Annotated in this window: 25 protein-coding genes; 12 read left to right on the forward strand and 13 right to left on the reverse strand. The window is 71.6% G+C overall.

Going from position 1 to position 24,550, the window contains the following annotated elements; translation table 11 throughout:
- Positions 1-211: 211 nt before the first annotated feature.
- The 3 genes from glyS to MMSR116_RS22180 form a co-directional block, all read right to left on the reverse strand.
- Complete coding sequence (gene glyS, locus MMSR116_RS22170; RefSeq protein WP_039894367.1) at positions 212-2,311, reverse strand: glycine--tRNA ligase subunit beta; 2,100 nt, start codon at positions 2,309-2,311, stop codon at positions 212-214.
- Positions 2,312-2,362: 51 nt separating this feature from the next.
- A complete protein-coding gene (locus MMSR116_RS22175) occupies positions 2,363-2,806 on the reverse strand; it encodes a hypothetical protein (RefSeq protein WP_010686315.1) in 444 nt (147 codons plus the stop codon).
- A gap of 232 nt (positions 2,807-3,038) precedes the next feature.
- On the reverse strand, positions 3,039-3,947 hold the full coding sequence (locus MMSR116_RS22180; protein WP_010686314.1) for a glycine--tRNA ligase subunit alpha: 909 nt from the start codon (positions 3,945-3,947) through the stop codon (positions 3,039-3,041).
- Between the two features lie 146 nt (positions 3,948-4,093).
- Here MMSR116_RS22180 and MMSR116_RS22185 point away from each other — a divergent pair, with 146 nt between their 5' ends.
- Together MMSR116_RS22185 and MMSR116_RS22190 are read left to right on the forward strand one after the other, a co-directional pair.
- Entirely contained in the window at positions 4,094-4,552 is a 459-nt protein-coding gene (locus MMSR116_RS22185) for a GNAT family N-acetyltransferase (RefSeq protein WP_010686313.1), read from the forward strand.
- Positions 4,553-4,699: 147 nt separating this feature from the next.
- Positions 4,700-4,978 carry a hypothetical protein gene (locus MMSR116_RS22190; protein ID WP_010686312.1) on the forward strand — a complete coding sequence of 93 codons (279 nt, stop codon included), beginning with the start codon at positions 4,700-4,702 and terminating at the stop codon, positions 4,976-4,978.
- A 15-nt stretch (positions 4,979-4,993) separates the two neighbouring features.
- Here MMSR116_RS22190 and MMSR116_RS22195 read toward each other — a convergent pair whose 3' ends face one another.
- The 4 genes from MMSR116_RS22195 to MMSR116_RS22210 form a co-directional block, all read right to left on the reverse strand.
- Positions 4,994-6,598, reverse strand: coding sequence for a Na+/H+ antiporter (locus tag MMSR116_RS22195; protein WP_010686311.1), 1,605 nt, complete (start codon positions 6,596-6,598; stop codon positions 4,994-4,996).
- A 204-nt stretch (positions 6,599-6,802) separates the two neighbouring features.
- Complete coding sequence (locus tag MMSR116_RS22200; protein WP_010686310.1) at positions 6,803-7,315, reverse strand: MmcB family DNA repair protein; 513 nt, start codon at positions 7,313-7,315, stop codon at positions 6,803-6,805.
- A gap of 91 nt (positions 7,316-7,406) precedes the next feature.
- Positions 7,407-8,183, reverse strand: a complete 777-nt coding sequence (locus MMSR116_RS22205; RefSeq protein ID WP_010686309.1) for a cobalamin-binding protein — start codon at positions 8,181-8,183, stop codon at positions 7,407-7,409.
- A 33-nt stretch (positions 8,184-8,216) separates the two neighbouring features.
- Positions 8,217-8,720 (reverse strand): DedA family protein, encoded by a 504-nt coding sequence (locus tag MMSR116_RS22210; RefSeq protein WP_158169101.1) that lies wholly within the window; start codon positions 8,718-8,720, stop codon positions 8,217-8,219.
- Positions 8,721-8,845: 125 nt separating this feature from the next.
- On the opposite strand from MMSR116_RS22210, the gene pdxY reads away from it, so the two are divergent.
- The 3 genes from pdxY to MMSR116_RS22225 are packed head-to-tail and all read left to right on the forward strand — an operon-like array spanning position 8,846 to position 11,340.
- Positions 8,846-9,694: a pyridoxal kinase PdxY gene (gene pdxY, locus MMSR116_RS22215; protein ID WP_010686307.1), complete on the forward strand. Its 849-nt coding sequence runs from the start codon at positions 8,846-8,848 to the stop codon at positions 9,692-9,694.
- A 46-nt stretch (positions 9,695-9,740) separates the two neighbouring features.
- Positions 9,741-10,625 (forward strand): PhzF family phenazine biosynthesis protein, encoded by an 885-nt coding sequence (locus MMSR116_RS22220; RefSeq protein ID WP_010686306.1) that lies wholly within the window; start codon positions 9,741-9,743, stop codon positions 10,623-10,625.
- Positions 10,618-11,340, forward strand: coding sequence for an NUDIX hydrolase (locus MMSR116_RS22225; RefSeq protein WP_010686305.1), 723 nt, complete (start codon positions 10,618-10,620; stop codon positions 11,338-11,340). Before MMSR116_RS22220 ends, MMSR116_RS22225 begins: the two co-directional genes overlap by 8 nt.
- Positions 11,341-11,870: 530 nt before the next feature.
- Here the strand turns inward: MMSR116_RS22225 and MMSR116_RS22230 are convergent.
- From MMSR116_RS22230 to MMSR116_RS22245, 4 genes are all read right to left on the reverse strand, one after another.
- On the reverse strand, positions 11,871-12,743 hold the full coding sequence (locus MMSR116_RS22230) for a tetratricopeptide repeat protein (RefSeq protein WP_010686304.1): 873 nt from the start codon (positions 12,741-12,743) through the stop codon (positions 11,871-11,873).
- Between the two features lie 352 nt (positions 12,744-13,095).
- Complete coding sequence (locus MMSR116_RS22235) at positions 13,096-14,193, reverse strand: 5-(carboxyamino)imidazole ribonucleotide synthase (RefSeq protein WP_010686303.1); 1,098 nt, start codon at positions 14,191-14,193, stop codon at positions 13,096-13,098.
- Positions 14,194-14,209: 16 nt separating this feature from the next.
- Positions 14,210-14,707 carry a 5-(carboxyamino)imidazole ribonucleotide mutase gene (gene purE, locus MMSR116_RS22240; protein WP_010686302.1) on the reverse strand — a complete coding sequence of 166 codons (498 nt, stop codon included), beginning with the start codon at positions 14,705-14,707 and terminating at the stop codon, positions 14,210-14,212.
- A 78-nt stretch (positions 14,708-14,785) separates the two neighbouring features.
- Complete coding sequence (locus MMSR116_RS22245) at positions 14,786-15,046, reverse strand: YdcH family protein (RefSeq protein ID WP_010686301.1); 261 nt, start codon at positions 15,044-15,046, stop codon at positions 14,786-14,788.
- Between the two features lie 131 nt (positions 15,047-15,177).
- Between MMSR116_RS22245 and MMSR116_RS22250 the strand changes: the two genes are divergently transcribed.
- The 4 genes from MMSR116_RS22250 (at position 15,178) to MMSR116_RS22265 (ending at position 19,557) form a co-directional block, all read left to right on the forward strand.
- Positions 15,178-15,360: a YdcH family protein gene (locus MMSR116_RS22250; RefSeq protein ID WP_010686300.1), complete on the forward strand. Its 183-nt coding sequence runs from the start codon at positions 15,178-15,180 to the stop codon at positions 15,358-15,360.
- A gap of 218 nt (positions 15,361-15,578) precedes the next feature.
- Positions 15,579-17,507: a propionyl-CoA synthetase gene (locus MMSR116_RS22255; protein ID WP_010686299.1), complete on the forward strand. Its 1,929-nt coding sequence runs from the start codon at positions 15,579-15,581 to the stop codon at positions 17,505-17,507.
- A 290-nt stretch (positions 17,508-17,797) separates the two neighbouring features.
- Positions 17,798-18,217, forward strand: a complete 420-nt coding sequence (locus tag MMSR116_RS22260) for a hypothetical protein (protein ID WP_010686298.1) — start codon at positions 17,798-17,800, stop codon at positions 18,215-18,217.
- Positions 18,218-18,273: 56 nt separating this feature from the next.
- Complete coding sequence (locus tag MMSR116_RS22265; RefSeq protein ID WP_010686297.1) at positions 18,274-19,557, forward strand: extracellular catalytic domain type 1 short-chain-length polyhydroxyalkanoate depolymerase; 1,284 nt, start codon at positions 18,274-18,276, stop codon at positions 19,555-19,557.
- Positions 19,558-19,827: 270 nt separating this feature from the next.
- Here the strand turns inward: MMSR116_RS22265 and MMSR116_RS22270 are convergent, their stop codons facing one another.
- Positions 19,828-20,298, reverse strand: a complete 471-nt coding sequence (locus MMSR116_RS22270; protein ID WP_051072284.1) for a hypothetical protein — start codon at positions 20,296-20,298, stop codon at positions 19,828-19,830.
- A gap of 198 nt (positions 20,299-20,496) precedes the next feature.
- Here MMSR116_RS22270 and MMSR116_RS22275 point away from each other — a divergent pair, with 198 nt between their 5' ends.
- Complete coding sequence (locus MMSR116_RS22275; RefSeq protein WP_010686295.1) at positions 20,497-21,627, forward strand: NADH:flavin oxidoreductase/NADH oxidase; 1,131 nt, start codon at positions 20,497-20,499, stop codon at positions 21,625-21,627.
- A 9-nt stretch (positions 21,628-21,636) separates the two neighbouring features.
- Here MMSR116_RS22275 and MMSR116_RS22280 read toward each other — a convergent pair whose 3' ends face one another.
- Positions 21,637-22,515, reverse strand: coding sequence for a phosphodiester glycosidase family protein (locus MMSR116_RS22280; RefSeq protein WP_244625511.1), 879 nt, complete (start codon positions 22,513-22,515; stop codon positions 21,637-21,639).
- Positions 22,516-22,608: 93 nt separating this feature from the next.
- On the opposite strand from MMSR116_RS22280, the gene MMSR116_RS22285 reads away from it, so the two are divergent.
- Positions 22,609-23,103, forward strand: a complete 495-nt coding sequence (locus tag MMSR116_RS22285; RefSeq protein WP_010686293.1) for a hypothetical protein — start codon at positions 22,609-22,611, stop codon at positions 23,101-23,103.
- Positions 23,104-23,245: 142 nt separating this feature from the next.
- Positions 23,246-24,550, forward strand: a complete 1,305-nt coding sequence (locus MMSR116_RS22290) for an MFS transporter (protein WP_010686292.1) — start codon at positions 23,246-23,248, stop codon at positions 24,548-24,550.

The raw sequence follows: 24,550 nt of genomic DNA on the forward strand, positions 1-24,550 counted from the left end.
ACCGGTCGCCGCCGGCCTCATACACCGATCGGGTGGGCGAGGCGCGTCTCATACCGATTCCGGCTGATCACGTCGGTGCCGCCGTCCTCGCGAAAGACGCAAGGCCGTGTCGTGCCAGAGCTGACCGATGCCGCGCGACCCTGGACCGCTTCGCTCCGCTCGCGATGACGGAGCGGGCTGCACCGACCGAAGCGACCACCCGGAGACCGTATCAACCCTCGATCTTCGAGAACTCCGCCACCTCCCGGGTCGCGGCGCGCAGCGCGTTGAGGAGTAGCAGGCGGTTCTCGCGGAGCTTCGGGTCGGGGGCGTTCACGGTCACGTCCTGGAAGAACGCGTCCACCGGCGCGCGCAGCGTCGAGAGCGCCTGCATGGCGGCGGAAAAATCCTCCCGGGCGATGGCGGCCGAGGCGGTCTCCCGCGCCCTGGCAAGGGCCTCGGCCAGCGCCCGCTCGGCCGGCTCGCCCGCGGCGGCGAGGGCGGCATCGGGCGCGGCGTCGTAGGCGCGGCCGTCCTTCTTCTCCTCGATGCGCAGGATGTTGGCCGCGCGCTTGTAGCCCGCGAGCAGGTTCTTCCCGTCCTCGGTGTCGAGGAAGTCCTGCAGGGCCTCGACCCGGCGGACGATCAGCAGGAGATCGTCCTGACCCGGCAGCGCGAAGACCGCATCCACAAGATCGTGCCGAGCACCCTGGTCGCGAAGGTAGACCTTCAGACGGTCGGCGAAGAACGCGAGGAGATCCTTCGCATCCGCGCCGGCCTGCCCGGCCACACCGCGATCCGCCGCGCCGAACTGTTCCAGCAGGCGCAGGCGCAGCGCACGGTCAAGGATCAGCCGGATCACGCCCAGGGCTGCCCGCCGCAGGGCGAACGGGTCCTTGCTCCCCGTGGGCTTCTCGTCGATGGCCCAGAACCCCACCAGGGTGTCGAGCTTGTCGGCGAGCGCCACCGCGATCGATACGGGATCGCTCGGAACCCGGTCGGACGGCCCCAGCGGCTTGTAATGCTCCTCGATGGCCGCGCAGACGCTTGCGTGCTCGCCCTGAAGCGCCGCGTACTTGCGCCCCATCAGGCCCTGCAGCTCGGGGAACTCGCCGACCATCTCGGTGACGAGATCGGCCTTGGCAAGGCGCGCGGCGCGCTCGGTCAGGGTCGGATCTGCGCCCACCAGCGGCGCGAGGTCCTTCGCCAGAGCGGCGATGCGGGCGATCCGCTCACCCTGCGTCCCGAGCTTCTCGTGGAACACGATGCTGTCGAGCTTCGGGAGCCGATCCTCCAGGCGGGTCGCCTTGTCGGTCTCCCAGAAGAACTTCGCGTCCGACAGGCGCGCCCGGACCACCCGCTCGTTGCCGGCGGTGATCGCCTGCGCGCCGTCCGAGGCCACGAGGTTCGAGACCAGGATGAAGGCGGGGGCCAGATCCTCCGAGCCGGATGTCCGCAGCACGAAGCACTTCTGGTTCGCCCGGATCGTCGCCCGGATCGCCTCGGCGGGGATGTCGAGGAAGCTCGCGTCGAACGAGCCCATCAGCACCACCGGCCATTCGACGAGGCCGGCCACCTCCTCCAGCAGGCCCTCGTCCTCCACGAGGTCGAGGTTCTGGGCGAAGGCGAGGTCGCGGGCGTCGTGCAGGATCACGTCCTTGCGCCGGTCGGCGTCGAGGATGACCTTCGCCCGCTCCAGGGCCTGGATGTAGTCGTCGAACCGGCGCACCTCGATCGCCTCGGGGGCGAGGAAGCGGTGGCCGTAGGTCGTGGTGCCGGCCGCGATCCCGCCGACCGAGAACGGCACCACCTCGGGCGTTTCGGTCTCCGGCCCGAAGGTGGCGACGATCGATTGCAGCGGGCGCACCCAGCGGAGGGATCCAGGCTCGGCCGAGGCCGCGCCCCAGCGCATGGATTTCGGCCAGGGGAAGGTCCGGATGATCTCGGGCAGGAGTTCGGCCAGGACGTCCAGCGTCTCGCGGCCGGGGCGCTCGATCACCGCGAGGTAGAACGCGCCCTTCTTCGGGTCGGTGACGGTCGTGGCCTGATCCAGGCTGGTCAGCCCCGCGCCCTTCAGGAAGCCCTGGACGGCCGCCTCGGGGGCGCCGACCCGTGGCCCGCGGCGCTCCTCGCGGACCGCCTCGCCCCGGGCGGGGAGGCCTGCGATCTGAAGCGCCAGCCGGCGCGGCGTGGAGAACGCCTTGGCGCCCTCGTACAGGAAGCCGCGCGCCACCAGGGCGTCGGTGACGAGCTTCTTCAGATCCTCCGCGGCGCGCCGCTGCATGCGGGCGGGGATCTCTTCCGAGCGGAGTTCGAGCAGGAGGTCGGGCATGGCGCGGCCATATCGCCGCGCCGCACCCCTGTCGAGGGCCGCCTGACGGCGTCAGCGCGCCTCGCCCTTGAGGATCGTCGAGAGCTGCCACTTGCGGTCGCCGATGGCGTGGGCGTCCGAGACCTTCCAGCCGCCATCCTCGCGCACGAGGTCGTAGACGATCGACTTCGAGCCGTCGCCGCCCTTGCGCTCCACCGTGACCTTCGCCTGATCCTTGCCCTCAGTGGCCTCCCGGAAGGTCAGGCTCTTCACCGTGTCGGGCTTCATCGGCTCGCCGTTGAGGCGGAAGTCAAAATCGAGGTTGCCGGTGGCACCGTTGGCCTGCTTGGCATCGGCGTCGAACAGGCCCTGGAGCCGCTTCGTGTAGACCGCCGAGTGATTCGGGTGCGGCTCGGCGTAGAGTTTCTTGACCACGGCCTCCGGACCGGGATCGGCCGCCAGCGCGGGGGCGAGGCCGAGCCCGACGAGGCTGAGGGCGAGGAGGGTCTTCTTCATAGGCGTGTTCCCGCGTCTGCGGACGCGCCGAAGCGCGCCGGTTGGCGGGGGTTGCAACGCGCGAGGGGGCCAGGGGCTCCGCCGGGCCCACATGCCGTCATCGTGAGCGCGACGCGGCAGGTCAGGACTGCGCGTTGGCCCTCCCGTGCGGAGCGTCGCCGGATGGCTTCGCTCGGCTCGCAACGATCCGGGCCGCGCCGATCGCGGCCCGCACCGCCTTCTTGGAGAAGCCTCAAGCCCCCCCGGCCGCCGTCTTCAGCCACGCCGCGCCGCAGGCCTTGGCGAGTTCCCGCACCCGCAGGATGTAGCTCTGGCGCTCGGTCACCGAGATCACGCCGCGCGCGTCGAGCAGGTTGAAGACGTGGCTCGCCTTGATGCACTGGTCGTAGGCCGGCTGGGCCATCCGGTGGCGCGCGCCCTCCGCGTCCGGCGCGCCCGCGTCGAGGTAGGAGCGGCAGGCGGTCTCCGCGTCGGTGAACTGGCGGAACAGCATCGCGGTGTCGGCCGACTCGAAGTTGTGGCGGGAATATTCCTGCTCGGCCTGCAGGAACACGTCGCCGTAGGTGATCCGGTCGGGACCTTCGGCGCCGTTGAAGTCGAGGTCGTAGACGTTCTCGACGCCCTGGACGTACATGGCGAGGCGCTCCAGCCCGTAGGTCAACTCGCCCGCCACCGGCGCGCATTCGAAGCCCGCCACCTGCTGGAAATAGGTGAACTGGCTGACCTCCATCCCGTCGCACCAGCACTCCCAGCCCAAGCCCCAGGCACCGAGCGTCGGGCTCTCCCAGTCGTCCTCGACGAAGCGGATGTCGTGGAGCTTCAGGTCGACGCCGATGGCGGCCAGCGAGGCGAGATAGAGCTCCTGCAGGTTCGGCGGGTTCGGCTTCAGGATCACCTGGAACTGGTAATAGTGCTGCAGCCGGTTGGGGTTCTCGCCGTAGCGGCCGTCCTTGGGCCTGCGCGAGGGCTGCACGTAGGCCGCCTTCCAGGGCTTCGGGCCGAGCGCCCGCAGGGTCGTGGCCGGATGGAAGGTGCCGGCGCCGACCTCCATGTCGTAGGGCTGGAGGATCACGCAGCCCTGCGCCGCCCAGAATTCCTGAAGCGTCAGGATCAGACCCTGGAAGGATTTCGTCTGGGACATCGCTCTCGGAGGCTCGGGCTCGTACGGCGGATCGGGCCGCCGGCGGGCCGGTTTAGGTGTCGGCGGGCAGGGGTGCAAGGCGGAGCGGCTTGCGCGACCGGGGCGGTTGGTGATCCGATCCCGCCCGACGGCACACGGAGGACATCATGGACGGGGACACGGCCGGCATCGCGATCCGCCCGATCGGCGCAGGCGACCGGGACGCATGGCTGCCGCTCTGGCGGGGCTATCAGGCCTTCTACAAGGTCGATCTGCCGGCGGCCGTCACGGACACGACCTGGCGGCGCCTCAACGACCCGGCCGAGCCGGTCGACGGCGCCCTGGCCTGGCGCGGGGCCGAAGCCGTCGGCCTCGTTCACCACATCCGCCATCGCTCGGCCTGGACGATCGGCGATTATTGCTACCTGCAGGACCTGTTCGTGGCGGACGGCACACGGGGTCTCGGGATCGGGCGGCGGCTGATCGAGCACGTCTACGCGGCCGCGGAGGCGGCGGGCTGCTCCCGCGTTCACTGGCTGACCCACGAGACCAACGCCGACGCGATGCAGCTCTACGACCGGATCGCCGACAAGTCGGGCTTCGTGCAGTACCGCAAGATCTTCTGAGACCGGGCTCCGACGTGCGGCGGGACACGCAAGCGTGGCGGTTTTTGGGCAATACCGGGAACCGTCAAGGCAACGGCCAAGTTATCGCCGCAACAGGGGATCTCGGCACCTCAGCGCTGCCGAACAGACGACATCGGACGACCAGTCATGCGCACTGCCCGCACGCTCAATACCTTCGGCCGCAAGAACATCGCCGTCTTCGCCGCGCTCGCCATCTCGTCGCTCGTCGCCACGCCGTTCGTGATGAGCGCCAGCCGCGCCCTGGCGACGTCGGAGGACCAGCCGGTGGCCGCCACCCTGCGGGTCGAGCCGGTGGAGGTCGCCCCCGTGGCGGCGGCGCCGAAGTCCGAAGGAACCTGCCTGCGCAAGGTGCGCGTGGTCTACAGCGGCTACGGCCAGCCCGCGGACGGCTGCGCCGCCCACTGACCGTCGTGGTCGGGCTCAGCCGTGGGCCGGCGCGGCCCCGGCCAGCCGCTTGAGGTGGAGTTCCTCCAGGTCGATCTCCGCCTCCAGCTGACGCAGCACCGAGCTGTGGATCCGGTTCTCCCGGTGCAGGCCGATCAGCGCCGACCGGCCTGACCGCACGGCGAGCAGCGCGGCGGCGAAGTGCTCGTTCTTCTCGGCTTCCAGGGCCTTCCGCTCGTCGCGGTCGCGGGACGTCGCCCGGACCCGGCGGCGGTATTCCTCGACGAGGCGCGGGTGCTGGAGCGCGCCGCTCTCGGGAAACACCAGTCCCTCCAGGGCGGTCAGCCCGGCCTCGTTGACGACCACGCGAGCCATCGGCGCGTCGAGATGACCGTCGGGCAGATGTGCGATCGGGTCGAGGCGCAGCCGGCGGATCAGCGGGCCCAGCGTGGTGCCCTGGACCAGCACGGTGAACAGGATCACCACGAAAGCCGCGATCAGGATCGCGTCGCGGCCCGGGAAATCCACCGGCAGGGCCAGAGCGGCCGCGAGGGTCACGACTCCGCGCATGCCGGCCCAGCCCACGATCAGCGGCACGGCGGGGCGCGGAGCCGGTTCCCGCGCGCGATGCCGCGGCGACACGAGCCGCCGCAGGTAGACGGCCGGGAACACCCAGAGCAGCCGGGCGATCACGCAGGCCGCCGTGACGGCGAGCGCCAGGGGCAGGTCCGCCGCGAGCGCGCCGACCTGCCCGCCGCTCCGCGCCAGCACGCCGCGGAGCGCCAGCCCGATCAGCACGAAGACCAGGGCCTCCAGGACGAACACCACGAATTCCCACACCGCCACGGAATGGCGGCGGGCATGGGCATCGAAGGTCTCGTGCTCCCGGCCGCCCATCATCAGGCCGCAGGCGACCACGGCGAGGACGCCGGAGGCGTGGACCTCCTCGGCCGCGAGGTAGGCGACGTAGGCGGCGAGGAAGCTCAGCACCGTGATGGCGTTGGCATCGTGCAGCCGCCGCATCACGGCGTTCACCGCCAGCCCGCAGGCGATCCCGACCGCGACGCCGGCCACCGCGAGCCACGCGAAGCTGCCGGCCGCCGCCCAGGCGCTGAAGCTGCCCGTCAGCGCGGCTGCCACGGCGAACCGGTAGAGCACGAGTCCCGACGCGTCGTTGACGAGGCTCTCGCCCTCCAGGACCGTGATCATCCGGCGGGGCAAAGCGACGCGGGCCAGCACAGCCTTGGCGGCCACCGCGTCCGGCGGCGAGACGATGGCGCCCAGCGCGAAGCAGGCGGCCCAGGGCAGGGCGGGCACGAGCATGTGCGCGACGAGCCCCACCACCAGGGTCGTGAACAGGACCGCCCCAAGCGAGAGCGACAGGATCGGGCCGAGGCTCGCCCGGAAGTCGCGCCAGACGGTGAAGTAGGCGGATTCGAGCAGGAGCGGCGGCAGGAACAGGACCATGATCAGGTCCGGGTCGAGGTCGAAGGCCGGCAAGCCCGGCGCCAGAGCCAGCGCCATGCCGCCGACGACCAGGGCCGCGGCCGGCGGAAAGCCCAGGCGCCCGGCCGCCAGCGACAGCAGCAGGGCAGCGCCGAGCAGGCCCAGGATCAGCTCGAACAGGGCGACGGATGTCATGGATCGACCGGTTTCGCGCCGGAACTCCGGCAAGCTCGGCCGTTCTAGGACGTTTTCCGCCTGTATGAACACCATGAACACCGGCACGGCTTGTTCAGCGGGCTGGCCTGTCGATCGCCGGATGCCGAAGCCGTTGCGGCGTCCGCGTCTTTGCGCGCTTCGCAGCAGCCTGCCGGCCCCGGGAGAAGCGCTCAGGTTGAGGCGCTACAGCGCTCCCTCCCGCACCGCGCCGGGATCGGCCAGCGCGTGCAGGATGCGCGCGGCGCTGTGGGCGAAGCGGAGCGTCACGGCCTTGCGGCGGGCGCCGCTCAGCGGGTGCTCGGGGGGCTCCCGCAGGATCCCGGCCCCGTAGGCGTCGGCGACGATCAGCCCGCATTCCTCGGGGATCAGCGCCTCCGGCACGTCCTCGGGGATCGCGAAGAAGAAGCGGTCGCAGAAATCGCGGTAATCCGGCCATTTCCGGTCGGCGCGGAAATCCGCGACGCTCGACTTGATCTCCACGATGGTGAGCTTCCCGGCGCCGCAAAGGGCGATGACGTCGGCCCGGCGGCCGTTGACGAGGGAGAATTCCGGCAGCGTGACGCAGCCCATCTCGGAGAACAGCCGGCGCACGCCGCGCTGGATCCGAAGGGCTGTCGGCGACTGCCGCCGGTCGGGCGGCAGCAACGCCTCGGCAATCGAGGCGGCGGAATCGGGAAGGGCGAGGGAAGCGGACATCACTCTTGGGGGATGCGTCTGTACCGAATCGGCACATCCTGCCAATCCCGGCGCCGTCCGTCACCTGCGGCGCGGGATCACCCCGGGACGTTCATCCGAGGCAGGTCCGGATCGCGTCGAACCCGTCGGTGAGCGCGGCCGGGCCGGGCTGCAGGATGAGCGGCGACTTGATCTCGTGGATGCGCCCGTCGCGCACGGCCGGGATCGCGTCCCAGCCGGGCCGCGACCGGATGCGGTCGACGTTGACCCGCTTCCCGCACCAGGATGCGAGGATCACGTCGGGCGCGGCCGCGACCACCGCCTCGGCGGTGACGATCCGGTCCTTCGCGGCCGGCTGCCGGCTCAGGGCCGGGAAGACGTCGCGGCCGCCCGCGAGGCCGATCAGGTCCGAGACCCAGCCGATCCCGGAGATCATCGGCGCATCCCACTCCTCGAAGTAGACCCGCAGGGGCGGACGGTCCCGCACTGCTGCTTCCGCCTCCGCCAGCCGCGCCTCGAAGCCGGCCGCCAGGATCTCGGCCCGCTCGGGCAGGCCCACGAGCGCGCCCAGCGTGCGCACCATGGCGAGGCAGCCCGCCACGTCGCGCTGGTTGAACAGGTGGACCGCCACCCCCGCGCGGGCGAGGTCGGCGACGATGTCGGCCTGGAGGTCCGAGAAGGCGAGGACCAGATCCGGCGCGAGGGCCAGGATCTTCGGGATGTCGGCGCTGGTGAAGGCCGAGACGCGCGGCTTCTCCTTCCGGACCCGTGGTGGGCGCACCGCGTAGCCCGAGACGCCGACGATGCGATCCTCCGCGCCCAGCAGGTACAGGGTCTCGACGGTCTCCTCGGTGAGGCAGACGATCCGCTCCGGCGGGAAGCGGCGCATCAGCGGTCGCGCCCCTTCATCGGTCGAGCCATGTCAGCAGCCCGGCCCGGGGGCCAGAAGCACGAAGGCCCAGACCAGGGCCGAGGCGACGTTGGCGAGCTGGAACGGCAGCCTCGACAGGCCGAGGATGCCGGCAAACAGCGGGACCAGGGCGCGGGCCGGGCCGAAGAAGCGCCCGAGCGCCACGGCGGCGATGCCCCAGCGCCCGATGAAGGCCTCGGCCTTGGCCATCAGCTCGGGATAGCGCCGCAGCGGCCACTTGGTCTTCGCCCCCGGCCCGAGCCAGCGCCCCGCCTCGTAGGAGATCCAGTCTCCCAGCGCCGCGCCGAGGGCGGCGCCGAGGACGACCGGCCAGAACGGGATGTCGGCGCCGCCCACCAGGGCGCCGACGGCGATGAGGATCACGGTCGCCGGCACGAACAGCGAGAGGATCGCGATCGATTCGCAGAAGGCGAGGCCGCCCGCGATCAGCGGCGTCCAGGCCTTGTGCGCCTCCACGAAGGCGAGGGTCGTCGTGCGCAGGGCTTCGAGGTCCATGGGGCTCAGCTTCAGACGGGGGGGGTCGCTCCCATCTGAGGCGCGCGGGGGAGGGCGGCAAGGGATGGGGGTGCGGCCGGAGCGGGAACCGGCTAACCCAGGCGTGACTACGAGCGAGTCCCGCGTTGAACGTCCTGTCGATCCAGTCCCACGTCGCCTACGGCCATGTCGGCAACGCCTCGGCGGTGTTCCCGATGCAGCGGCTCGGCGTCGAAGTCTGGCCGGTCCACACGGTGCAGTTCTCGAACCACACGGGCTACGGCGCGTGGCGCGGTCCGGTCTTCGACGCCGCGATGATCCGCGAGGTGGTCGAGGGCATCGGCGAGCGCGGGGTGCTGCCCACCTGCGACGCGGTGCTGTCGGGCTACATGGGTTCGGCCGAGATCGGCGCCGCGATCCTGGAGGCGGTTGGTGCCGTGCGGGCGGCGAACCGCCAAGCACTCTACTGCTGCGACCCGGTGATCGGCGACGTCGAGGAGGGGGTGTACGTCCGGCCGGGGATCGAGGCGTTCCTGCGCGAGCGCGCCGTTCCGGATGCCGACATCCTCACTCCCAACCAGTTCGAACTCGGCCGCCTCACCGGGCTGCCGAACAGCACATTGGCGGAGGCCGGCGCGGCGATCGCGGCGCTTCAGGCCCGGGGGCCACGGGTGGTGCTGGTGACCTCGGCGCTCTGCGCCGATACGCCGTCCGACCGGATCGACCTGCTCGCCGGCACCGAGGGCCGGCTGTTCCGGGTCCGCACCCCGCGGCTGGCCATCGCGGTGAACGGGGCGGGCGACTGCATCGCGGCCCTGTTCCTGGTGCACTACGCGCGGACCGGCTCGGCCGAAGCGGCGCTCGGCGCGGCGGCGGCCTCGGTCTACGGGCTGCTCAAGCGCACCGCCGAGGCGGGATCCCGGGAGATCCTGACGGTCGCGGCGCAGGAGGAATACGTGAATCCAAGCGTGCGGTTTCCGGTCGAGGTGGTTTGACATCACCCCGTCGATCGGACCCGCGGGATCAGCAAGGAACGACACGATGGCGCGCCGCTTCGTCACCCTGGACGTGTTCACCGAGGACCGGCTCGCCGGCAACCCGCTCGCCGTCGTGCTCGAATCCGAGGGGCTCGACACCGCCGCCATGCAGGCCATCGCCCGGGAGTTCAACCTGTCCGAGACGGTGTTCGTGCTGCCGCCCGCGGAGGCGCGGTACCGGGCGCGCTTGCGCATCTTCACCCCCGGACGCGAGCTGCCGTTCGCCGGCCATCCGACGGTGGGGACCGCGGTGCTCCTGGCCCTCCAGGATCCGGCCCGCGGCGATGCCCGGGCCTTCGGCCTGGAGGAGGGGATCGGCATCGTGCCCTGCGTAGTCGAGACCCGCGCGGACGGCGGCGGCGGGCGGGCGCGGTTCCGGCTTCCGGTCCTGCCGGAATATCTCGGCCCCGGGCCGGATCCCGCGGTGCTGGCGCCGCTCCTCGGCCTGAAACCCGGCGACATCGGCACCGGCCGGCACGCGCCGAGCCGCCACGGCGTCGGGCCGAGCTTCACCTGCGTGCCGGTCGCCTCGGTCGCCGCCCTCGACGCCGCCCGTCCGGCGCAGGCCCCGGATCCGGCGGACGGGCTCTACCTCTACACCCCAGATCCCGAGCGCACCGGCCAGAGCTGGCGGGTGCGGATGTTCGCGCCGAATTTCGGCGTCCCGGAGGACCCGGCCACGGGTTCGGCAGCCTCCGCCTTCGCGGGAGTGCTGATGCAGTTCGAGGCGCTCGGCGACGGCACCCACGACGTGGCGATCCGCCAGGGGCAGGCCATGGGCCGGCCGAGCACGATCGACCTGCAGATCACCGTCGCGGCGGGTGCCCTCCAGGGCGTCGAGATCGGCGGCGGCGCCGTGGTGGTCTCGGACGGCGTCCTGCATGTCTGACGGGTTCTTCGAGGGCTTCCGCCTCACGCGGCTCGCCGGCGTCACGGCGCGGTTCGTGGATCACGACTGGGCCTTCCCGAGGGAGAACGCGGCCGCGATCGCGGCGCATTGGCAGGCCCGGATCGCCCGCAGCCCCGGCATGTTCGACGGCACCGTCCTGCTGTGCTCCGCCTGGGCGATCGCCGACGGCATCGCCCAGCTCGACCTGTTCGCGACGCGCTACGCGACCTTCACCTACTACCGGGACGTCCGGCACGCCGACGCGCGCATCGCCAACGCCTTCGCGGCGATCGTACCCTGGACCGCGGACGGCGCCGTCCTGCTCGGCGCGATGGGCGCCCACACGGCCAATGCCGGCCAGCTCTACTTCCCCTGCGGCACCCCGGATCCGGACGACGTGCGCGGGGACGGCGTCGACCTCGCCGGGAGCGCCGGCCGGGAACTCACCGAGGAGACCGGCCTCGCATTGCCCGAGGATGCCGGCACCGACTGGGTGCTGCTGGAAGGGGAAGGCCAGCTCGCCTTCCTGCGCCCGGTGCACTTCCCGGAGCCGGCCGATCTGCTGGACGCGCGCATCGCGGCCCATCTTCGCAGCGAGGCGGAGCCGGAACTCGCCGGGATGCAGATCGTGCGCGGGGCGGCGGACATCGATCCGGCGCGGATGCCGGCCTTCGTCCGGGCCTATCTCGCGCACGCCTTCCCGGCCGGTTCCTGACGCGCCCGAGCGATCCGCGTCGACCGGGTGTCCGATCGCCCCGATGCGCTGGCCTAACCCCCTGGCTCTACCGCGACGCGAGAAACCTGCATCAAAACTCTGGCGGAACTGGGGTTTTGGCGCTCGCGCACGGCTCCCGATCGACTTGAAACAGGATCGATAGTTGAATCGGTGCTGAGTAAGGCGCGCGTGTCCTCTCCTCCGCGGGCTCAGGGCTCGACGCTCGAGAAGATTTATCGTCCTACCTTGGGCTTGTTCCTGTCGAGCGGCCCCGTCTTTCCGGGGCGCCGCAGGCGAGCCCGGACCCGAAGGAGCACGCCGGAGGCGGGCAACTCAGAACCGCCGACATCGCAGGGCTATGGCAGGTCGGCGTGTCTGGATCCCGGGCTCCGCTGCGCGGCCCCGGGATGACCGAGTGAAGCGGAGCCGCGGCGATTCAGAAGAGAAGATCAGACATCGGCCTCGCCCGAGAGGCCGCTCCTCAACTCACGACGCGGGGCGGATCGAACCCAGCCCCGCGGCCGCGACCTTCAGTTGAACAGCGAGCCCACGCCACCCTGCACGCGGCCGAGACCGGCGCGCGCGACGGAATTGTTGGGATCGATCGTCGAGGCGCGCTGGTAATTCTCCAGCGCTTCCTTGCGCTGGCCCGACTTCTCGTAGGCCAAGCCGCGATACGCCCACGACGTGGCGTCCTTGTTGTTGACGTTGAGGGCGGCGTTGTAGTCCTCGATCGCCTTCGGATACTGGTTCGTGGCGATGAGACTCTGGCCGCGGGCCGCGTAGGGCGCGGACACGAACGGGTTGCGGTCGATGGCGGCGTCGAAATCGGCGATCGCCTGCGTGTCCTGACCCTGCTTCTGCCGCACGAGGCCGCGGGCATGGTAGGCCTCGGCCGATTCGGGCATCAGCCGGATCGCGACGTTGAGGTCGTTGAGCGCCTGGTCGAGGCTGCCCTGGGCGCGCTCGACGTTGGCGCGGCCGATATAGGCCGGACCGTAATTCGGATCGATCTGGATCGCCTTGCTGAAATCCTGCAGGGCCGGGCCGTCGCGGCCGACCTGACGGCTGGCGAGCGCCCGGTTGTTGAAGGCCGAGGCTGAGTTCGGGTCGATCTGAATCGCCTTGGTGAAGTCCGCGATGGCGTCGTTGAACTGGCCCGCCCGGGCGTAGGCGGCGCCGCGGGTGTTGTAGGCCGCCGCGTCGTTCGGGTTGCGCTGCACGACCTCGGTCAGCGACGCGATGTTGACGTTCGTGGCGCCGGTGGTGTCGGTCTCCAGCACCGCGTATTGCCGCGGGCCGGCGGCGCTCCCGACGGTCTCGCAGCCGGCCAGGGCCGCGGCCGAGAGCGCGGCCGCGCCGATCAGTGCCGACTTCCGTGCCAGCCCGTTACGTACGATCATCGCCCCACTCTCCCCGAGGCGCGGCGCGCTCCGCGCAGCCCACCCCGCCCTCTCAGTTCCCGTCTCCTGCACCGCGCCGCGCGGCCGGAACACCCGATGGGGGCACGGTCGCGCATCACGGTGAAGGCCGGCTTAAGAAGCGCCGCGTCGCGATCCGGTCCGCCGCCCGTGCCGGCCCGAGGCCGGCAGCGCGGGGAGAATCGACCGACCGCATTCGGCACCGGCCACGGCTTGGTGGAAGCGGCGGGATGTGGCGAAGGTATGGCTCGACGGCGCCCCGGCACCGGGTTCGCGCCGCCCGCCCTTGCGCGGGGCCGCAGGTGTGTTCCCGAAGCCGCAGAAACCGGCCCGGTCAGACCCCCAGCCGGGTCACGTGCCCCATCTTGCGGCCGGGCCGGGCCTCGCCCTTGCCGTAGAGGTGCAGATGGGCGCCGGGCTCGGCCAGAAGCGCGTACCAATCGTCGGCCTGGGCGCCGATCAGGTTGCGCATCTCCACCGGCAGGCCGCCGGTCCGGGCCGGGTCGCCGAGTGGCCAGCCGCAGACGGCGCGGACATGCTGGGCGAATTGCGAGGTCAGCGCCCCCTCGATGGTCCAGTGGCCGGAATTGTGGACCCGCGGCGCGATCTCGTTGACCACGAGGTGCTCCGCCCCATCCGTGCGCACTAGGAACATCTCCACGGCGAGCACGCCGACATAGTCCAGCGCGTCGGCGATGCGCTCGGCGATGTCGAGGGCCGCGCGCCCGGTCTCCGGCGTCAGGCCCGGCGCCGGCACCCGGGTCAGGGCCAGGATGTGGTCGCGGTGCTCGTTCTCGCAGAGGTCGAAGGCCGCGAAGCTGCCGTCGCGGGCGCGGGCGCCCACCACCGAGACCTCGCGCTCGAAGGGCACGAATCCCTCCAGGATCAGCGGCGCGCCGCCGAACTCGGCGAACAGCGCGTTGCGGTCGCCCTCGGCCCGCTCGCGCAGGATGCGCTGGCCCTTGCCGTCGTAGCCGAAGCGGCGGGTCTTGAGCACCGCGGGCAGACCGATCACCTCGATCGCGCGGTCGAGGTCGTCGGGCGTGTCCACCGCCCGGAACGGCGCCGTGGGGATGCCGAGCCCGTTGATGAACTCCTTCTCGGACAGGCGGTCCTGCGTCGTGGAGAGCGCCCGCGCGTTCGGGTGCAGGGGCGCGTGCCGGGCCAGGATGTCGGCCGTGGCGTGCGGGATGTTCTCGAACTCGTAGGTGACGACGTCGACGCTGCGCGCGAACGCCGCCAGCGCTTCGGCATCGTCGTAGGCCGCGCAGGTGGTGCGGGCGGCCACGTCGAAGGCGGGGCTGTCCCGATCGGGTGCGTAGACGTGCACCTTGAGGCCGTAATTGGCCGCCGCCAGCGCGATCATGCGCCCGAGCTGCCCGCCGCCGACGATGCCGAGGGTGGAGCCGGGGCCGAGGATCCTGTCCGTCACGCGAGACACTCGTTTGTCACGATTGTGCTTCCGTCTCCGGGCGCTCGGCCACCGACGCGGTCTGGGCCGCGCGCCACGCGTCGAGGCGCTCCGCCAGCTGCGGATCGGAGAGCGCCAGAACCGCCGCGGCCAGCAGAGCGGCGTTGACCGCTCCGGCCCGGCCGATCGCCAGCGTCCCCACCGGGATGCCCGCCGGCATCTGCACGATGGACAGCAGGCTGTCCTGTCCGGACAGGGCCTTCGATTCCACCGGCACGCCGAAGACCGGCAGGCGCGTCATCGCCGCCGCCATGCCGGGCAGGTGCGCAGCGCCGCCCGCGCCGGCGATCACGACCTTGAGACCGGCCGCGACCGCGCCCTTGGCGAAGGCCACGAGGCGGTCCGGCGTGCGGTGGGCCGAGACGATGCGCGCGTCGTAGGGCACGCCCAGCGCGTCGAGCGTCTCGGCGGCATGCCGCATGGTCGCCCAATCGGACTGGCTGCCCATGATGATCGCGACCGGAGGCGACGCCATCGTTGATCCCGGCAAAAGACGGCGCTTACAGGCGGCGCGGGCCCGCGGCAAGGCGATGCCCGGAGGCGTCCACCGGCATCAGGCGATGATGTCGGGGGTGAGCGCGTCCTCGATGTGGAAGATGCGGTCGCGCAGCGTCAGCTTGCGCTTCTTCAGCCGCTGGATCTGGAGCTGGTCCCCCGCGACGCTGCGCTCCAGCGCCTCGATGGCGCTGTCGAGGTCGCGGTGCTCCTCGCGCAGCCGCGCCAGCTCGCCGAGGAGGTCGGCCTGCGCATTCTCACCCGACTCGTCCGCCATCGTCACCTGCGGGACCAAGGATCGCTCATCGCCGGAGAGCATGCGTCACGCCCTCCCGCCGGACAAGCGGGCCCGGCAAGCATTCACCAAGCTTGACCGGAGAAAACGCTTCAACTGCTGTGGCATCCTGTGTCAGTCTCGGCGGGTCGAAACGATGACAGGAGATTCGACTCATGTCGCTGCAGACGCATCTGAGCCAACTCGCCCGGAAGCACGAAGCCCTCGAGCGCGAGATTCAGGAAGCGATCCACAGGCCATCGGCAAACGACCTCCACATCGCCGAGCTGAAGCGACGGAAACTCCTTCTCAAGGACGAGATGAACCGGCTCCAGGCGGGCAACGACACGCTGCACTGAGCCGTCCGACGTCCAGACCGACAGCAGATCCAGGCTGACAGCCGCCGCATCGGGAGCCCCGGTGCGGCGGTTTTTGTTGTGGTCCACCCGCCGCGCCGGCGGCACTCCCGTCCCCGTCGGGATCCGCCTTCGGGCACGGACCGGCCTCGCCCCCGCGCGAGAATGCGCTAATCTGCCCGTCGCCGCCGGAGAGCGGCCCGCGGGGAAACGCCGAACCGATGACCACCGCCAGCCTTCCGGGCCGCTATCCCGAGCTCTACGACGCGGCCCGCCGCGACCCGGACGCCTTCTGGCTGGACGCGGCCCGGGCGATCGACTGGACGCGGGCGCCCGGCCAGGCCTTCGCGCCGGATTCCGGTCCCTACGGCCGCTGGTTCCCGGACGGGTCGCTCAATGCGTGTCACAACGCGGTCGACCGCCACGCCGACGGGGCGCGGGCGGAGCAGGTGGCGATCCGCTACGACTCGCCCGTCACCGGCACGAAGCGCGCCGTCACCTACCGGGCGCTGCGCGATGAAGTGTCGACGCTGGCCGCCGTGCTGGCCGGCCTCGGCGTCGGCAAGGGCGACCGGGTCATCCTCTACATGCCGATGGTGCCCGAGGCCCTGTTCGGCATGCTCGCCTGCGCCCGGCTCGGCGCGGTCCATTCCGTAGTGTTCGGCGGCTTCGCGGCGAACGAGCTGGCGGTGCGGATCGAGGATGCGGCGCCCAAGGTGGTGCTCGCCGCCTCCTGCGGCATCGAGCCGAACCGCGTGGTCGCCTACAAGCCTCTCCTCGACGCGGCGCTCGCCGCCTCGCGCCACAAGCCCGACGCGTGCCTGATCCTGCAGCGGCCGCAATGCGCCGCGGCGCTCGTGCCGGAGCGGGACCGCGACTGGGCCGAGGCGGTCGCGGCCGCCCGGGCGGCGGGGCAGGGCACGGCCTGCGTGCCGGTCGCCGCCACCGATCCGCTCTACATCCTGTACACCTCCGGGACGACCGGGAAGCCGAAAGGCGTGGTCCGCGACACGGGCGGCTACCTCGTCGCCCTCGCGTGGTCGATGCCGAACCTCTACGGCGTGCAGCCCGGCGAGACCTATTTCTGCGCCTCCGACATCGGCTGGGTCGTGGGCCATTCCTACATCGTCTACGCGCCGCTCCTGCACGGTTGCACCACCGTCCTCTACGAGGGCAAGCCGGTCGGAACGCCCGATGCCGGCGCCTTCTGGCGGGTCGTCGCCGAGTACGGGGTGGTCTGCCTGTTCACCGCGCCGACGGCCCTGCGGGCGATCAAGAAGGAGGATTCCAAGGGCGCCCGGATCGCCGACTACGACCTCTCCGCCTTCCGCAGCCTGTTCCTGGCCGGCGAGCGCGCCGATCCGGACTCGGTGGCCTGGGCCGAGCGGGTGCTGAACCGGCCGGTCATCGACCATTGGTGGCAGACCGAGACCGGTTGGCCGATCGCCGGCAACCCGATGGGGCTCGGCCTCCTGCCGGTGAAGCACGGCAGCACCTGCGTGCCGATGCCGGGCTACCGGGTCGAGGTGCTGGACGAGGGCGGCAAGCCCGTCCCGGCCGGCACGATGGGCACCATCGCGATTCGCCTGCCCCTGCCCCCCGGCTGCCTGCCGACCCTCTGGGGCTCGGACGAGCGGATGCGGTCGAGCTACCTCGCCACCTTCCCGGGCTACTACGACACGTCCGACGCCGGAGTGATCGACGCGGACGGCTACATCACGGTCCTGGGGCGGACCGACGACATCATCAACGTCGCGGGCCACCGCCTCTCCACCGGCGGCATGGAAGCGGTGCTGTCGAGCCACCCGGACGTGGCCGAGTGCGCGGTGATCGGCATCCGCGACGCCCTGAAGGGCGAGGTGCCCTGCGGCTTCGTGGTGCTCAAGGCCGGTGTCGACCGGCCGACCGGCGATATCGAGCGCGAACTCGTCGCCAAGGTGCGCGACGAGATCGGACCGGTGGCGGCGTTCAAGCTCGCGCTCACCGTGCCGCGGCTGCCCAAGACCCGCTCGGGCAAGATCCTGCGGGCCACCATGAAGCGCATCGCCGACGACGAGCCCTGGACGATGCCGGCGACCATCGACGACGCCGCAGCCCTCGACGAGATCGGCGAGAGCCTCAAGGGGCGGGGGATCGGCGCAGCGCCCTGAACAGCGCACCGCGTCCCGCTGACGCCGCTCACAACCGGCCGCCCGCTCCCGGACAGGCGGAGCGACAGCGGAACTGATCCGGGCTCCGGCGCGGGAAGCGCCGCGCAGTCGGCTCCGGGCGATCTGCACGGACGCTTCGCGCCGTCGTGCGCCGTCGTGCGCCGGATCCCGGGCCGCGTCCCGCAGACTTTCCGTGCGCCCGGGACAGGGCGGCGCGCGAACGGCCCTTGCGTTCGACATTCCCATCACCATCTGCAGACCATCCAACGGGATGGTCTGGAGCGTCTGGGATGACCGACAACGTGCGCGACCTCCGGTCCAAGGTGCCGGACAGCGAGAAGATCACGATCAATCTCGGCTTCGTCGATCTCGGGCGCGTGGACCTGATGGTCCGCGACGGCTTCTACGCCAACCGGACCGACTTCATCCGCACGGCCGTGCGCAACCAGCTGGACCGCCAGGAGGAGGCCGTCCGGCAATCGGTGGCGCGGCGCCAGCTCCGCCTCGGGCTGTCGCACTACTCGCGGGCGGAGCTGGAGGCGGCCCGGGATGCCGGCACGCCGCTGCACATCCAGGTCCTCGGCCTCGCCACGATCGCCGCCGACGTCACCCCGGAGCTGGCGCGGGCCGCCATCGCCTCCGTGGAGGTGCTGGGGGCCTTCCAGGCAAGTCCCGCCGTCAAGGCCGCTCTGGCCGACCGCACCGTCTGATCAATCCGCGCGCCGGCCGCGCCATCCGCCCCGACGCCCTTGCACAAGGATTCCCCATGTTCCGCTTTCCCCACATCGACCCGTCGAAGCTCGACCTCTCCGCGCTCGGGATGCCGCACCTCGATCCGCGCACCTTCGCGGCGGCGCAGAAGGCACGGGGGGCCGGAGCAGGCGACCGCGCGGCCGGGATGCGGGACGCGATGGCGCGGTTCCGTCAGGCGCAGGAAGCTGCCTTCACGCGGTGGACCGAGGCGCGTCGCAGCAGTGGCGGTCGGTCGGAGACCGGCGGCCACGATGGACCGACCCTCGACATGGAGGCGCCGAGGGCGGCCGGCGGCGCCTGGACGGCGCCGGGCCGGGACGACGGTCCCGACGCGGCGACCCCGGACAGCGGAGCACCGGACCTGTCGGCGATGATGCGCGCCCTGCGGACGCATCTGCCGAAGACCGCTCCGGCGCGGCGCGCGACCGTTGCGGTCCCGCCCGGGGCGCGGTTCGAGGAGCGGGTGTTTTCGAACGCGGCCGGCAGCCGGCGCTACAAGGTCTACGTGCCGAGCGGCGACCGGGGCCCTGGCCAGCCCGTCGTCGTGATGCTGCACGGCTGCACGCAGAACCCCGACGATTTCGCCGCCGGCACGCGGATGAATGCCCTCGCCGAGGAGCAGGGCTTCCTGGTCGCCTACCCGGAGCAGCCGCAATCGGCGCATGTACAGCGCTGCTGGAACTGGTACGCGGCCGATGATCAGGTTCGCGAGGGTGGCGAGCCGGCGCTGATCGCCGGGATCGCCCGGGCAGTCGTCGCGGACTTCTCCGCCGATCCCGGCCGGGTCTACGCGGCCGGGCTCTCGGCCGGCGGCGCGGCGGCGGCGATCCTGGCGGCGACCTATCCGGACCTGTTCGCAGCCGTCGGCGTCCATTCCGGGCTGGCCTGCGGGGCGGCCCGGGACCTGCCCGGCGCCTTCGCGGCCATGAAGGGGCAGGGCGCGGCGCCGGAGCGGAACCGGCGGGCGGTCCCGACCATCGTGTTCCACGGCGACGGCGATCGCACCGTGCATCCCGTCAACGGCGACCGGGTCGCGGCCCAGGCCGCGCCGGACTCGGGCCTCGCCGAGACGGTCACCCGGGGCACGAGCCCGGGCGGCATGGCCTATACCCGGACAGTCCGCGCGGACGCGTTGGGCCGGCCGGTGCTGGAGCAGTGGGTCCTGCACGGGGCCGGGCACGCGTGGTCGGGCGGAGACCCGGAAGGCTCCTACACCGATCCCCGCGGCCCGGACGCCAGCCGCGCGCTGATCGACTTCTTCCTGGCGCAGGGAGCGGCTCCGGCGACAGAAGCCTGAGGGTGTGAAAGCAGGATGGGCGGCAATGCGGCCCGCGCGGTGCACGACGAAACCCCGCGGGACGACATTCCGGTAAATCCCATCCTGACACCGCATCCTGAGGTGACCGCATCAGCGGGCCTCGGAGGAGGGCTCCTTCGAGGCCTGCGCTGCGCTCCGGCACCTCAGGATGAGGGCGGGGGTTGGATGGCCCGCCCCACCTGGTTCCTGGCTCGTGTCGTGGACCGTGAGGGGCCACGCCGCCGCCATCAGGACGATGTCAGGCCCTGCTCACTCCGCATCCGGCTCGTCGGTATCCTCGTCCATGTCGGCGGGGGCCGACCGGTCGAGGGCCGGTGCGTAACCTCCCGGCGCCGGGTTCGTCGTCACCGAAGCCGGCATGCTCTGCGCATCGGGCTCGGAGGGGATCAGGGTCGCGGTGGCGGCCACGAGGCCGGCCAGCGAACGGACGTTCCGGGGCTGGCGCGGGTCGCGCGAGATCTGCTCGGCTTCCCGCTGCAGGCGCAGGTTGCAGGCTTGGGAGGGCAGGCCGCCCTGCGGCGTGCAGGCGTCGTGGCGGGCGCAGGCCGCGTCGAGGGCGTCGATCGGCGGCAGTGGGGCGTTGTTGCCCGGCCCACAGTAATTGCCGTGGATCAGCATCTTGGGCCCGCCAAAGGCGGCGGGCTGCGCGTGGGACGGTGCCGCGAAAGCGGCACAGCCGGCGGCGAGAAGGAACGGGGCGGCCAGTCTCGTGAGCATCATCAGGACCTCGGGCGATCTCACCCCCTCAGGTGGTTCGCGTCGGATGCCGCGATGCGGCGACAGCGCGAAAAACGGCCGGCTGCCACCGCAAGTTCCCGCGCCGCGATCGCAGGGCTGACCTGCCGCACGTCACGGCCGGGGAGGCTGGCGGGCCGGACGATCCTGCGCCAGAGTGGCGGCAGCATGCCGGAGCCGTCCATGACATCGCCGAATACCGCACGCCTGTTCGAGCCAATGACGCTCGATGGGCTCACTCTGGAGAACCGCATTCTGATCGCGCCGATGTGCCAGTATTCGGCCCGGGACGGCGAGGCCACCGACTGGCACATGATGCACCTCGGCCAACTCGCCATGTCGGGGGCCGGCCTGCTCACCCTGGAGGCCACCGCGGTCTCTCCCGAGGCGCGGATCACCGCCTGGGACCTCGGGCTCTACAACGACGGCTGCGAGCGGGCGTTGGCCCGCGTGCTCGACGCGGTGCGCGAGTACGCGCCGGTGCCGGTCTGCATCCAGATCGCCCATGCCGGCCGCAAGGCCTCGAGCGACGCGCCCTGGGCCGGCGGCCAGCAGATCCCGCCGGAGCACGCCTACGGCTGGCGCACCGAGGCGCCCTCGGCCGTGCCCCACGGTGAGGGGGAGGTCCCGCCCCACGCCCTCGACGCCGCCGACCTGAAGCGCGTCCGCGACCAGTTTGTCGCCACGGCCAAGCGCGCCGTGCGGCTGGGCATCGAGGCGGTGGAACTGCACGGCGCCCACGGCTACCTGCTGCACCAGTTCCTGTCGCCGATCGCCAACAAGCGCACGGACCAGTACGGCGGCAGCCTCGAGAACCGCATGCGCTTCCCGCTGGAGGTCTACGACGCGGTGCGCGACGTCGTCCCCGCGGGCAGCCCCGTCTGGCTGCGCGTCTCGGCCACCGACTGGGTCGAGGACGGGTGGGACTTGGACGAGACGGTCGAGCTGGCCAAGGCCTTGAAGCGCGCGGGCTCGCCGGCGATCCACGTCTCCACGGGCGGCGTCTCGCCCAAGCAGGCGATCAAGCTCGGACCAGGCTATCAGGTGCCCTACGCCGAGCGGATCAAGGCCGAGACCGGCCTGACCACGATTGCGGTCGGCCTGATCACCGAGGCGCGGCAGGCCGAGACGATCCTGCAGGAGGGCAAGGCGGACGCGATCTCGCTGGCGCGGGCGATGCTGTACGATCCGCGCTGGCCCTGGCACGCGGCGGCCGAACTCGGCGCCCGGGTGCGGGCGCCGAAGCAGTACTGGCGCTCGCAGCCGCGGGAGTACAAGGACCTGTTCAAGGACACGGCGTTCGGGCAACGGTGAGGCGATGCCTCACCGGGCCATCGCCCCGATGAGCGGTCCCAGCGGCCGGCTGATGTCCGAGCGCCCGATCCCCGGCGCGTAGAGGCTCGACACCGAGCCGTCGAGGAACAGGGCGTTGCGGCAGCCGAGGTCGTCCTTGAACAGCCGCGCGAAGGCCCCGAACGTCACCGGCCGCTCGGAGATCGCGAAAACCGCCACGTGTCCGTCCGCCGTCACGCCGACGCCGTTGCGGACCTTCTGGCTCGGCCCGTCGGCCGAGATCTTCGGGTGGATCTGGCCGTCGATCACCAGCATCGGGCCGGACTGCGTGGCGTAGTCCGGCCGGACCTTCGTGCGCAGGTAGCGGGTCGTGTCGAGCACCCCGGCCTTGTCGCCCTTCACCCAGAACACGCCGTTGGGCTTGAGATGGAAATTCCCCGGGCCGTCCGTCGTGGAGACGTGCCGCATCTCGCGGCCGTCCTCGACGTAGAGGCCCACCGGCGCCTGATCCTTGTCGTACATGCCGGCATTCATCGCGAAGCTCAGGCGGCCACCCTGCTTCTCGGCCAGAGTGCCGAGGGATCCATAGGGCCGGCCGTCGCCCTGCAGCCAGAACAGGCGCAGCCGCTGCCGCCGCAGGTCGATCGCGCAGACCGTGAACGTCTCGCCCTGGGCCTGGACGGCCCGGCAGGTCTCGGGCGCGGTCGGGGGGCCGGGGTTGCTTCGGCGCGGCCGAGCAGGGGCAGCGCGAGCAGCGCAATCAACAGGGCGTGAGCCGGACGCATCGTCATCACTCGTTCCGTGCCGCTCGAAGGCGCCGGACAGCGGCGCCGAGAGGTGTGGGCGGCGCGTCTCGCCCGGGAAAGCGGCGATTTTCGTGTCCGAAGCCGGCCTGGAGCTTGCGCGCACGCCAGCGGCGGCGCGCCGCGGAGCAAGACTGGACCGTTTTGGCTGCTCGAACGTTTGTACAGCCAGAGGGCGGTATTCCACGGAGATGACGTGATGAAGGGTGCAGTGCTCGGCTCGGCCCTGCTGGCTGCAGGTGCCCTGGCGCTGGCGCCGGCCAGCGCCGACGCGCGCGGCTTCGGCGGCGGCGGTTTCCATGGTGGTGGCTTCCACGGCGGCGGCTTCGGCGGCTTCCGAGGCGGCGGATTCGGCGGCGGCTTCCGCGGCGCCGGCTTCCGTGGTGGTGGGTTCTACGGCGGCCGGGGCTTCTACGGCGGTCGAGGCTTCTACGGTGGCCGGGGCTACGGCTACGGCCTCGGCGGCCTGGGTCTCGGCGTCGGGCTGGGCCTCGCGGCCGGCGGCCTCTACGGCGGATACGGCGGCTACGGCGGCTACGGCTACCCGGGCTACGGCTACGGGTATGGTGGCGGCTACGCCCCCGTCGGCTATTACGGCGGCGATTACGGCTACGGCGGCGGCTGCTACACGGTCCCGCGGGTGCGCTGGACGCCGTACGGATACCGCCGGGTCCTGGTCGAGCGCTGCTACTGAGCCGCGCCCGGCAGCAAGACCGACAGCGAGAAAGAACGGGAGAGGCCGCCTTCGGGCGGCCTTTTCCTTGCCTGCCGCCTTCCCGGCGTTGGACAGCTCAGACTAGGACGCCGATACTGGTATCGAACGGCGGGAGACGGTCATGAGCACGGCAACCGGGCAGGGGCCTTCCGGGGTGGATGCGGTCGAGATCCGCGATGCCAGCCTCACCGCCTTCTACCGATCGATGACGCCATCGGAGCGGCACACCTTCTGGGCGTGCGCGGCCGGCTGGTGCCTCGACGGCATGGACTTCATGATCTACCCGCTGGTGATCGGGACGATCATGGCCCTGTGGCACGTGGATTCCGGCACGGCCGGGCTCGCCGCCACCGTGACGCTGCTGGCCTCGGCGATCGGCGGCTGGCTCGCGGGCTTCATCGCCGACCGGATCGGCCGGGTGCTGACCCTCCAGATCACGATCCTGTGGTTCTCGCTCTTCTCCCTGCTCTGCGCCTTCGTGCAGAACTTCGAGCAGCTCCTGATCGCCCGGGCGATCCTCGGCCTCGGCTTCGGCGGCGAGTGGGCGGCCGGCGCCGTGCTGATCGGCGAGACCATCCGAGCCGAGTATCGCGGCCGCGCCGTCGGCTCCGTGCAGTCCGGCTGGGCGATCGGATGGGGGCTCGCAGTCCTGTCGCAGGCGGTGCTGTTCTCGATTCTGCCGCCCGAGACGGCGTGGCGCTGGATGTTCGCCGTGGGCGCGCTCCCGGCCCTGCTGATCTTCTACCTGCGCCGCTACGTCGAGGAGCCGCAGGTCGCCGCCGAGAGCCGCGCCCGCGCCGCGGCCTCCGGCGACCGGCCACAGATCTGGGAGATCTTCTCCGGGCCGATCCTCAAGACCACGCTGCTCGCCTCCCTGGCGGCGGCGGGGTGCCAGGGCGGCTACTACGCGATCACCACCTGGGTGCCGCGTTTCCTCACCACCGAGCGCCACCTGTCGATCGTCTCCTCCACCGGCTACCTCGCGGCGCTGATCATCGGCTCGTTCACCGGCTACCTCGTGGGGGCGTGGCTCGCCGACCGGCTCGGGCGCCGTCCGCTGTTCCTGATCTTCTCGCTCGGCGCCATCGCGGTGATCGTCGCCTACACGCAGATCCCGCTCTCGAACGGCGTGCTCTGGGTGCTGGGCTTCCCGCTGGGGTTCTTCGCCTCCGGCTACTTCTCCGGCATGGGCGCCTTCCTGACCGAGCTGTACCCGACGCGCCTGCGCGGCTCGGGGCAGGGGTTCTGCTACAATTTCGGACGCGGCATCGGCGCCCTGTTCCCGGCGCTCGTCGGCTACCTCGCGGAGCGCGCCGGCCTCGCCTCCGCCATCGCGATCTTCGCCGCCGTCGCCTACGGGATCTTCTTCCTGGCGGCCTTCGCGCTGCCCGAGACCCGCGGCAAGGTCCTGCACGCGGATAGCTGA

This window comes from Methylobacterium mesophilicum SR1.6/6, assembly GCF_000364445.2.
Classification (GTDB): Bacteria; Pseudomonadota; Alphaproteobacteria; order Rhizobiales; family Beijerinckiaceae; genus Methylobacterium; species Methylobacterium mesophilicum_A.

What these genes read in the sequence shown, in the direction of transcription:
- glyS (WP_039894367.1), bottom strand. Translation starts at nt 2,311, where the DNA reads ATGCCCGACCTCCTGCTCGAACTCCGCTCGGAAGAGATCCCCGCCCGC.
- MMSR116_RS22175 (WP_010686315.1), bottom strand. Translation starts at nt 2,806, where the DNA reads ATGAAGAAGACCCTCCTCGCCCTCAGCCTCGTCGGGCTCGGCCTCGCC.
- MMSR116_RS22180 (WP_010686314.1), bottom strand. Translation starts at nt 3,947, where the DNA reads ATGTCCCAGACGAAATCCTTCCAGGGTCTGATCCTGACGCTTCAGGAA.
- MMSR116_RS22185 (WP_010686313.1), top strand. Translation starts at nt 4,094, where the DNA reads ATGGACGGGGACACGGCCGGCATCGCGATCCGCCCGATCGGCGCAGGC.
- MMSR116_RS22190 (WP_010686312.1), top strand. Translation starts at nt 4,700, where the DNA reads ATGCGCACTGCCCGCACGCTCAATACCTTCGGCCGCAAGAACATCGCC.
- MMSR116_RS22195 (WP_010686311.1), bottom strand. Translation starts at nt 6,598, where the DNA reads ATGACATCCGTCGCCCTGTTCGAGCTGATCCTGGGCCTGCTCGGCGCT.
- MMSR116_RS22200 (WP_010686310.1), bottom strand. Translation starts at nt 7,315, where the DNA reads ATGTCCGCTTCCCTCGCCCTTCCCGATTCCGCCGCCTCGATTGCCGAG.
- MMSR116_RS22205 (WP_010686309.1), bottom strand. Translation starts at nt 8,183, where the DNA reads ATGCGCCGCTTCCCGCCGGAGCGGATCGTCTGCCTCACCGAGGAGACC.
- MMSR116_RS22210 (WP_158169101.1), bottom strand. Translation starts at nt 8,720, where the DNA reads ATGGACCTCGAAGCCCTGCGCACGACGACCCTCGCCTTCGTGGAGGCG.
- MMSR116_RS22220 (WP_010686306.1), top strand. Translation starts at nt 9,741, where the DNA reads ATGGCGCGCCGCTTCGTCACCCTGGACGTGTTCACCGAGGACCGGCTC.
- MMSR116_RS22225 (WP_010686305.1), top strand. Translation starts at nt 10,618, where the DNA reads ATGTCTGACGGGTTCTTCGAGGGCTTCCGCCTCACGCGGCTCGCCGGC.
- MMSR116_RS22230 (WP_010686304.1), bottom strand. Translation starts at nt 12,743, where the DNA reads ATGATCGTACGTAACGGGCTGGCACGGAAGTCGGCACTGATCGGCGCG.
- purE (WP_010686302.1), bottom strand. Translation starts at nt 14,707, where the DNA reads ATGGCGTCGCCTCCGGTCGCGATCATCATGGGCAGCCAGTCCGATTGG.
- MMSR116_RS22245 (WP_010686301.1), bottom strand. Translation starts at nt 15,046, where the DNA reads ATGCTCTCCGGCGATGAGCGATCCTTGGTCCCGCAGGTGACGATGGCG.
- MMSR116_RS22250 (WP_010686300.1), top strand. Translation starts at nt 15,178, where the DNA reads ATGTCGCTGCAGACGCATCTGAGCCAACTCGCCCGGAAGCACGAAGCC.
- MMSR116_RS22255 (WP_010686299.1), top strand. Translation starts at nt 15,579, where the DNA reads ATGACCACCGCCAGCCTTCCGGGCCGCTATCCCGAGCTCTACGACGCG.
- MMSR116_RS22260 (WP_010686298.1), top strand. Translation starts at nt 17,798, where the DNA reads ATGACCGACAACGTGCGCGACCTCCGGTCCAAGGTGCCGGACAGCGAG.
- MMSR116_RS22265 (WP_010686297.1), top strand. Translation starts at nt 18,274, where the DNA reads ATGTTCCGCTTTCCCCACATCGACCCGTCGAAGCTCGACCTCTCCGCG.
- MMSR116_RS22270 (WP_051072284.1), bottom strand. Translation starts at nt 20,298, where the DNA reads ATGATGCTCACGAGACTGGCCGCCCCGTTCCTTCTCGCCGCCGGCTGT.
- MMSR116_RS22275 (WP_010686295.1), top strand. Translation starts at nt 20,497, where the DNA reads ATGACATCGCCGAATACCGCACGCCTGTTCGAGCCAATGACGCTCGAT.
- MMSR116_RS22285 (WP_010686293.1), top strand. Translation starts at nt 22,609, where the DNA reads ATGAAGGGTGCAGTGCTCGGCTCGGCCCTGCTGGCTGCAGGTGCCCTG.
- MMSR116_RS22290 (WP_010686292.1), top strand. Translation starts at nt 23,246, where the DNA reads ATGAGCACGGCAACCGGGCAGGGGCCTTCCGGGGTGGATGCGGTCGAG.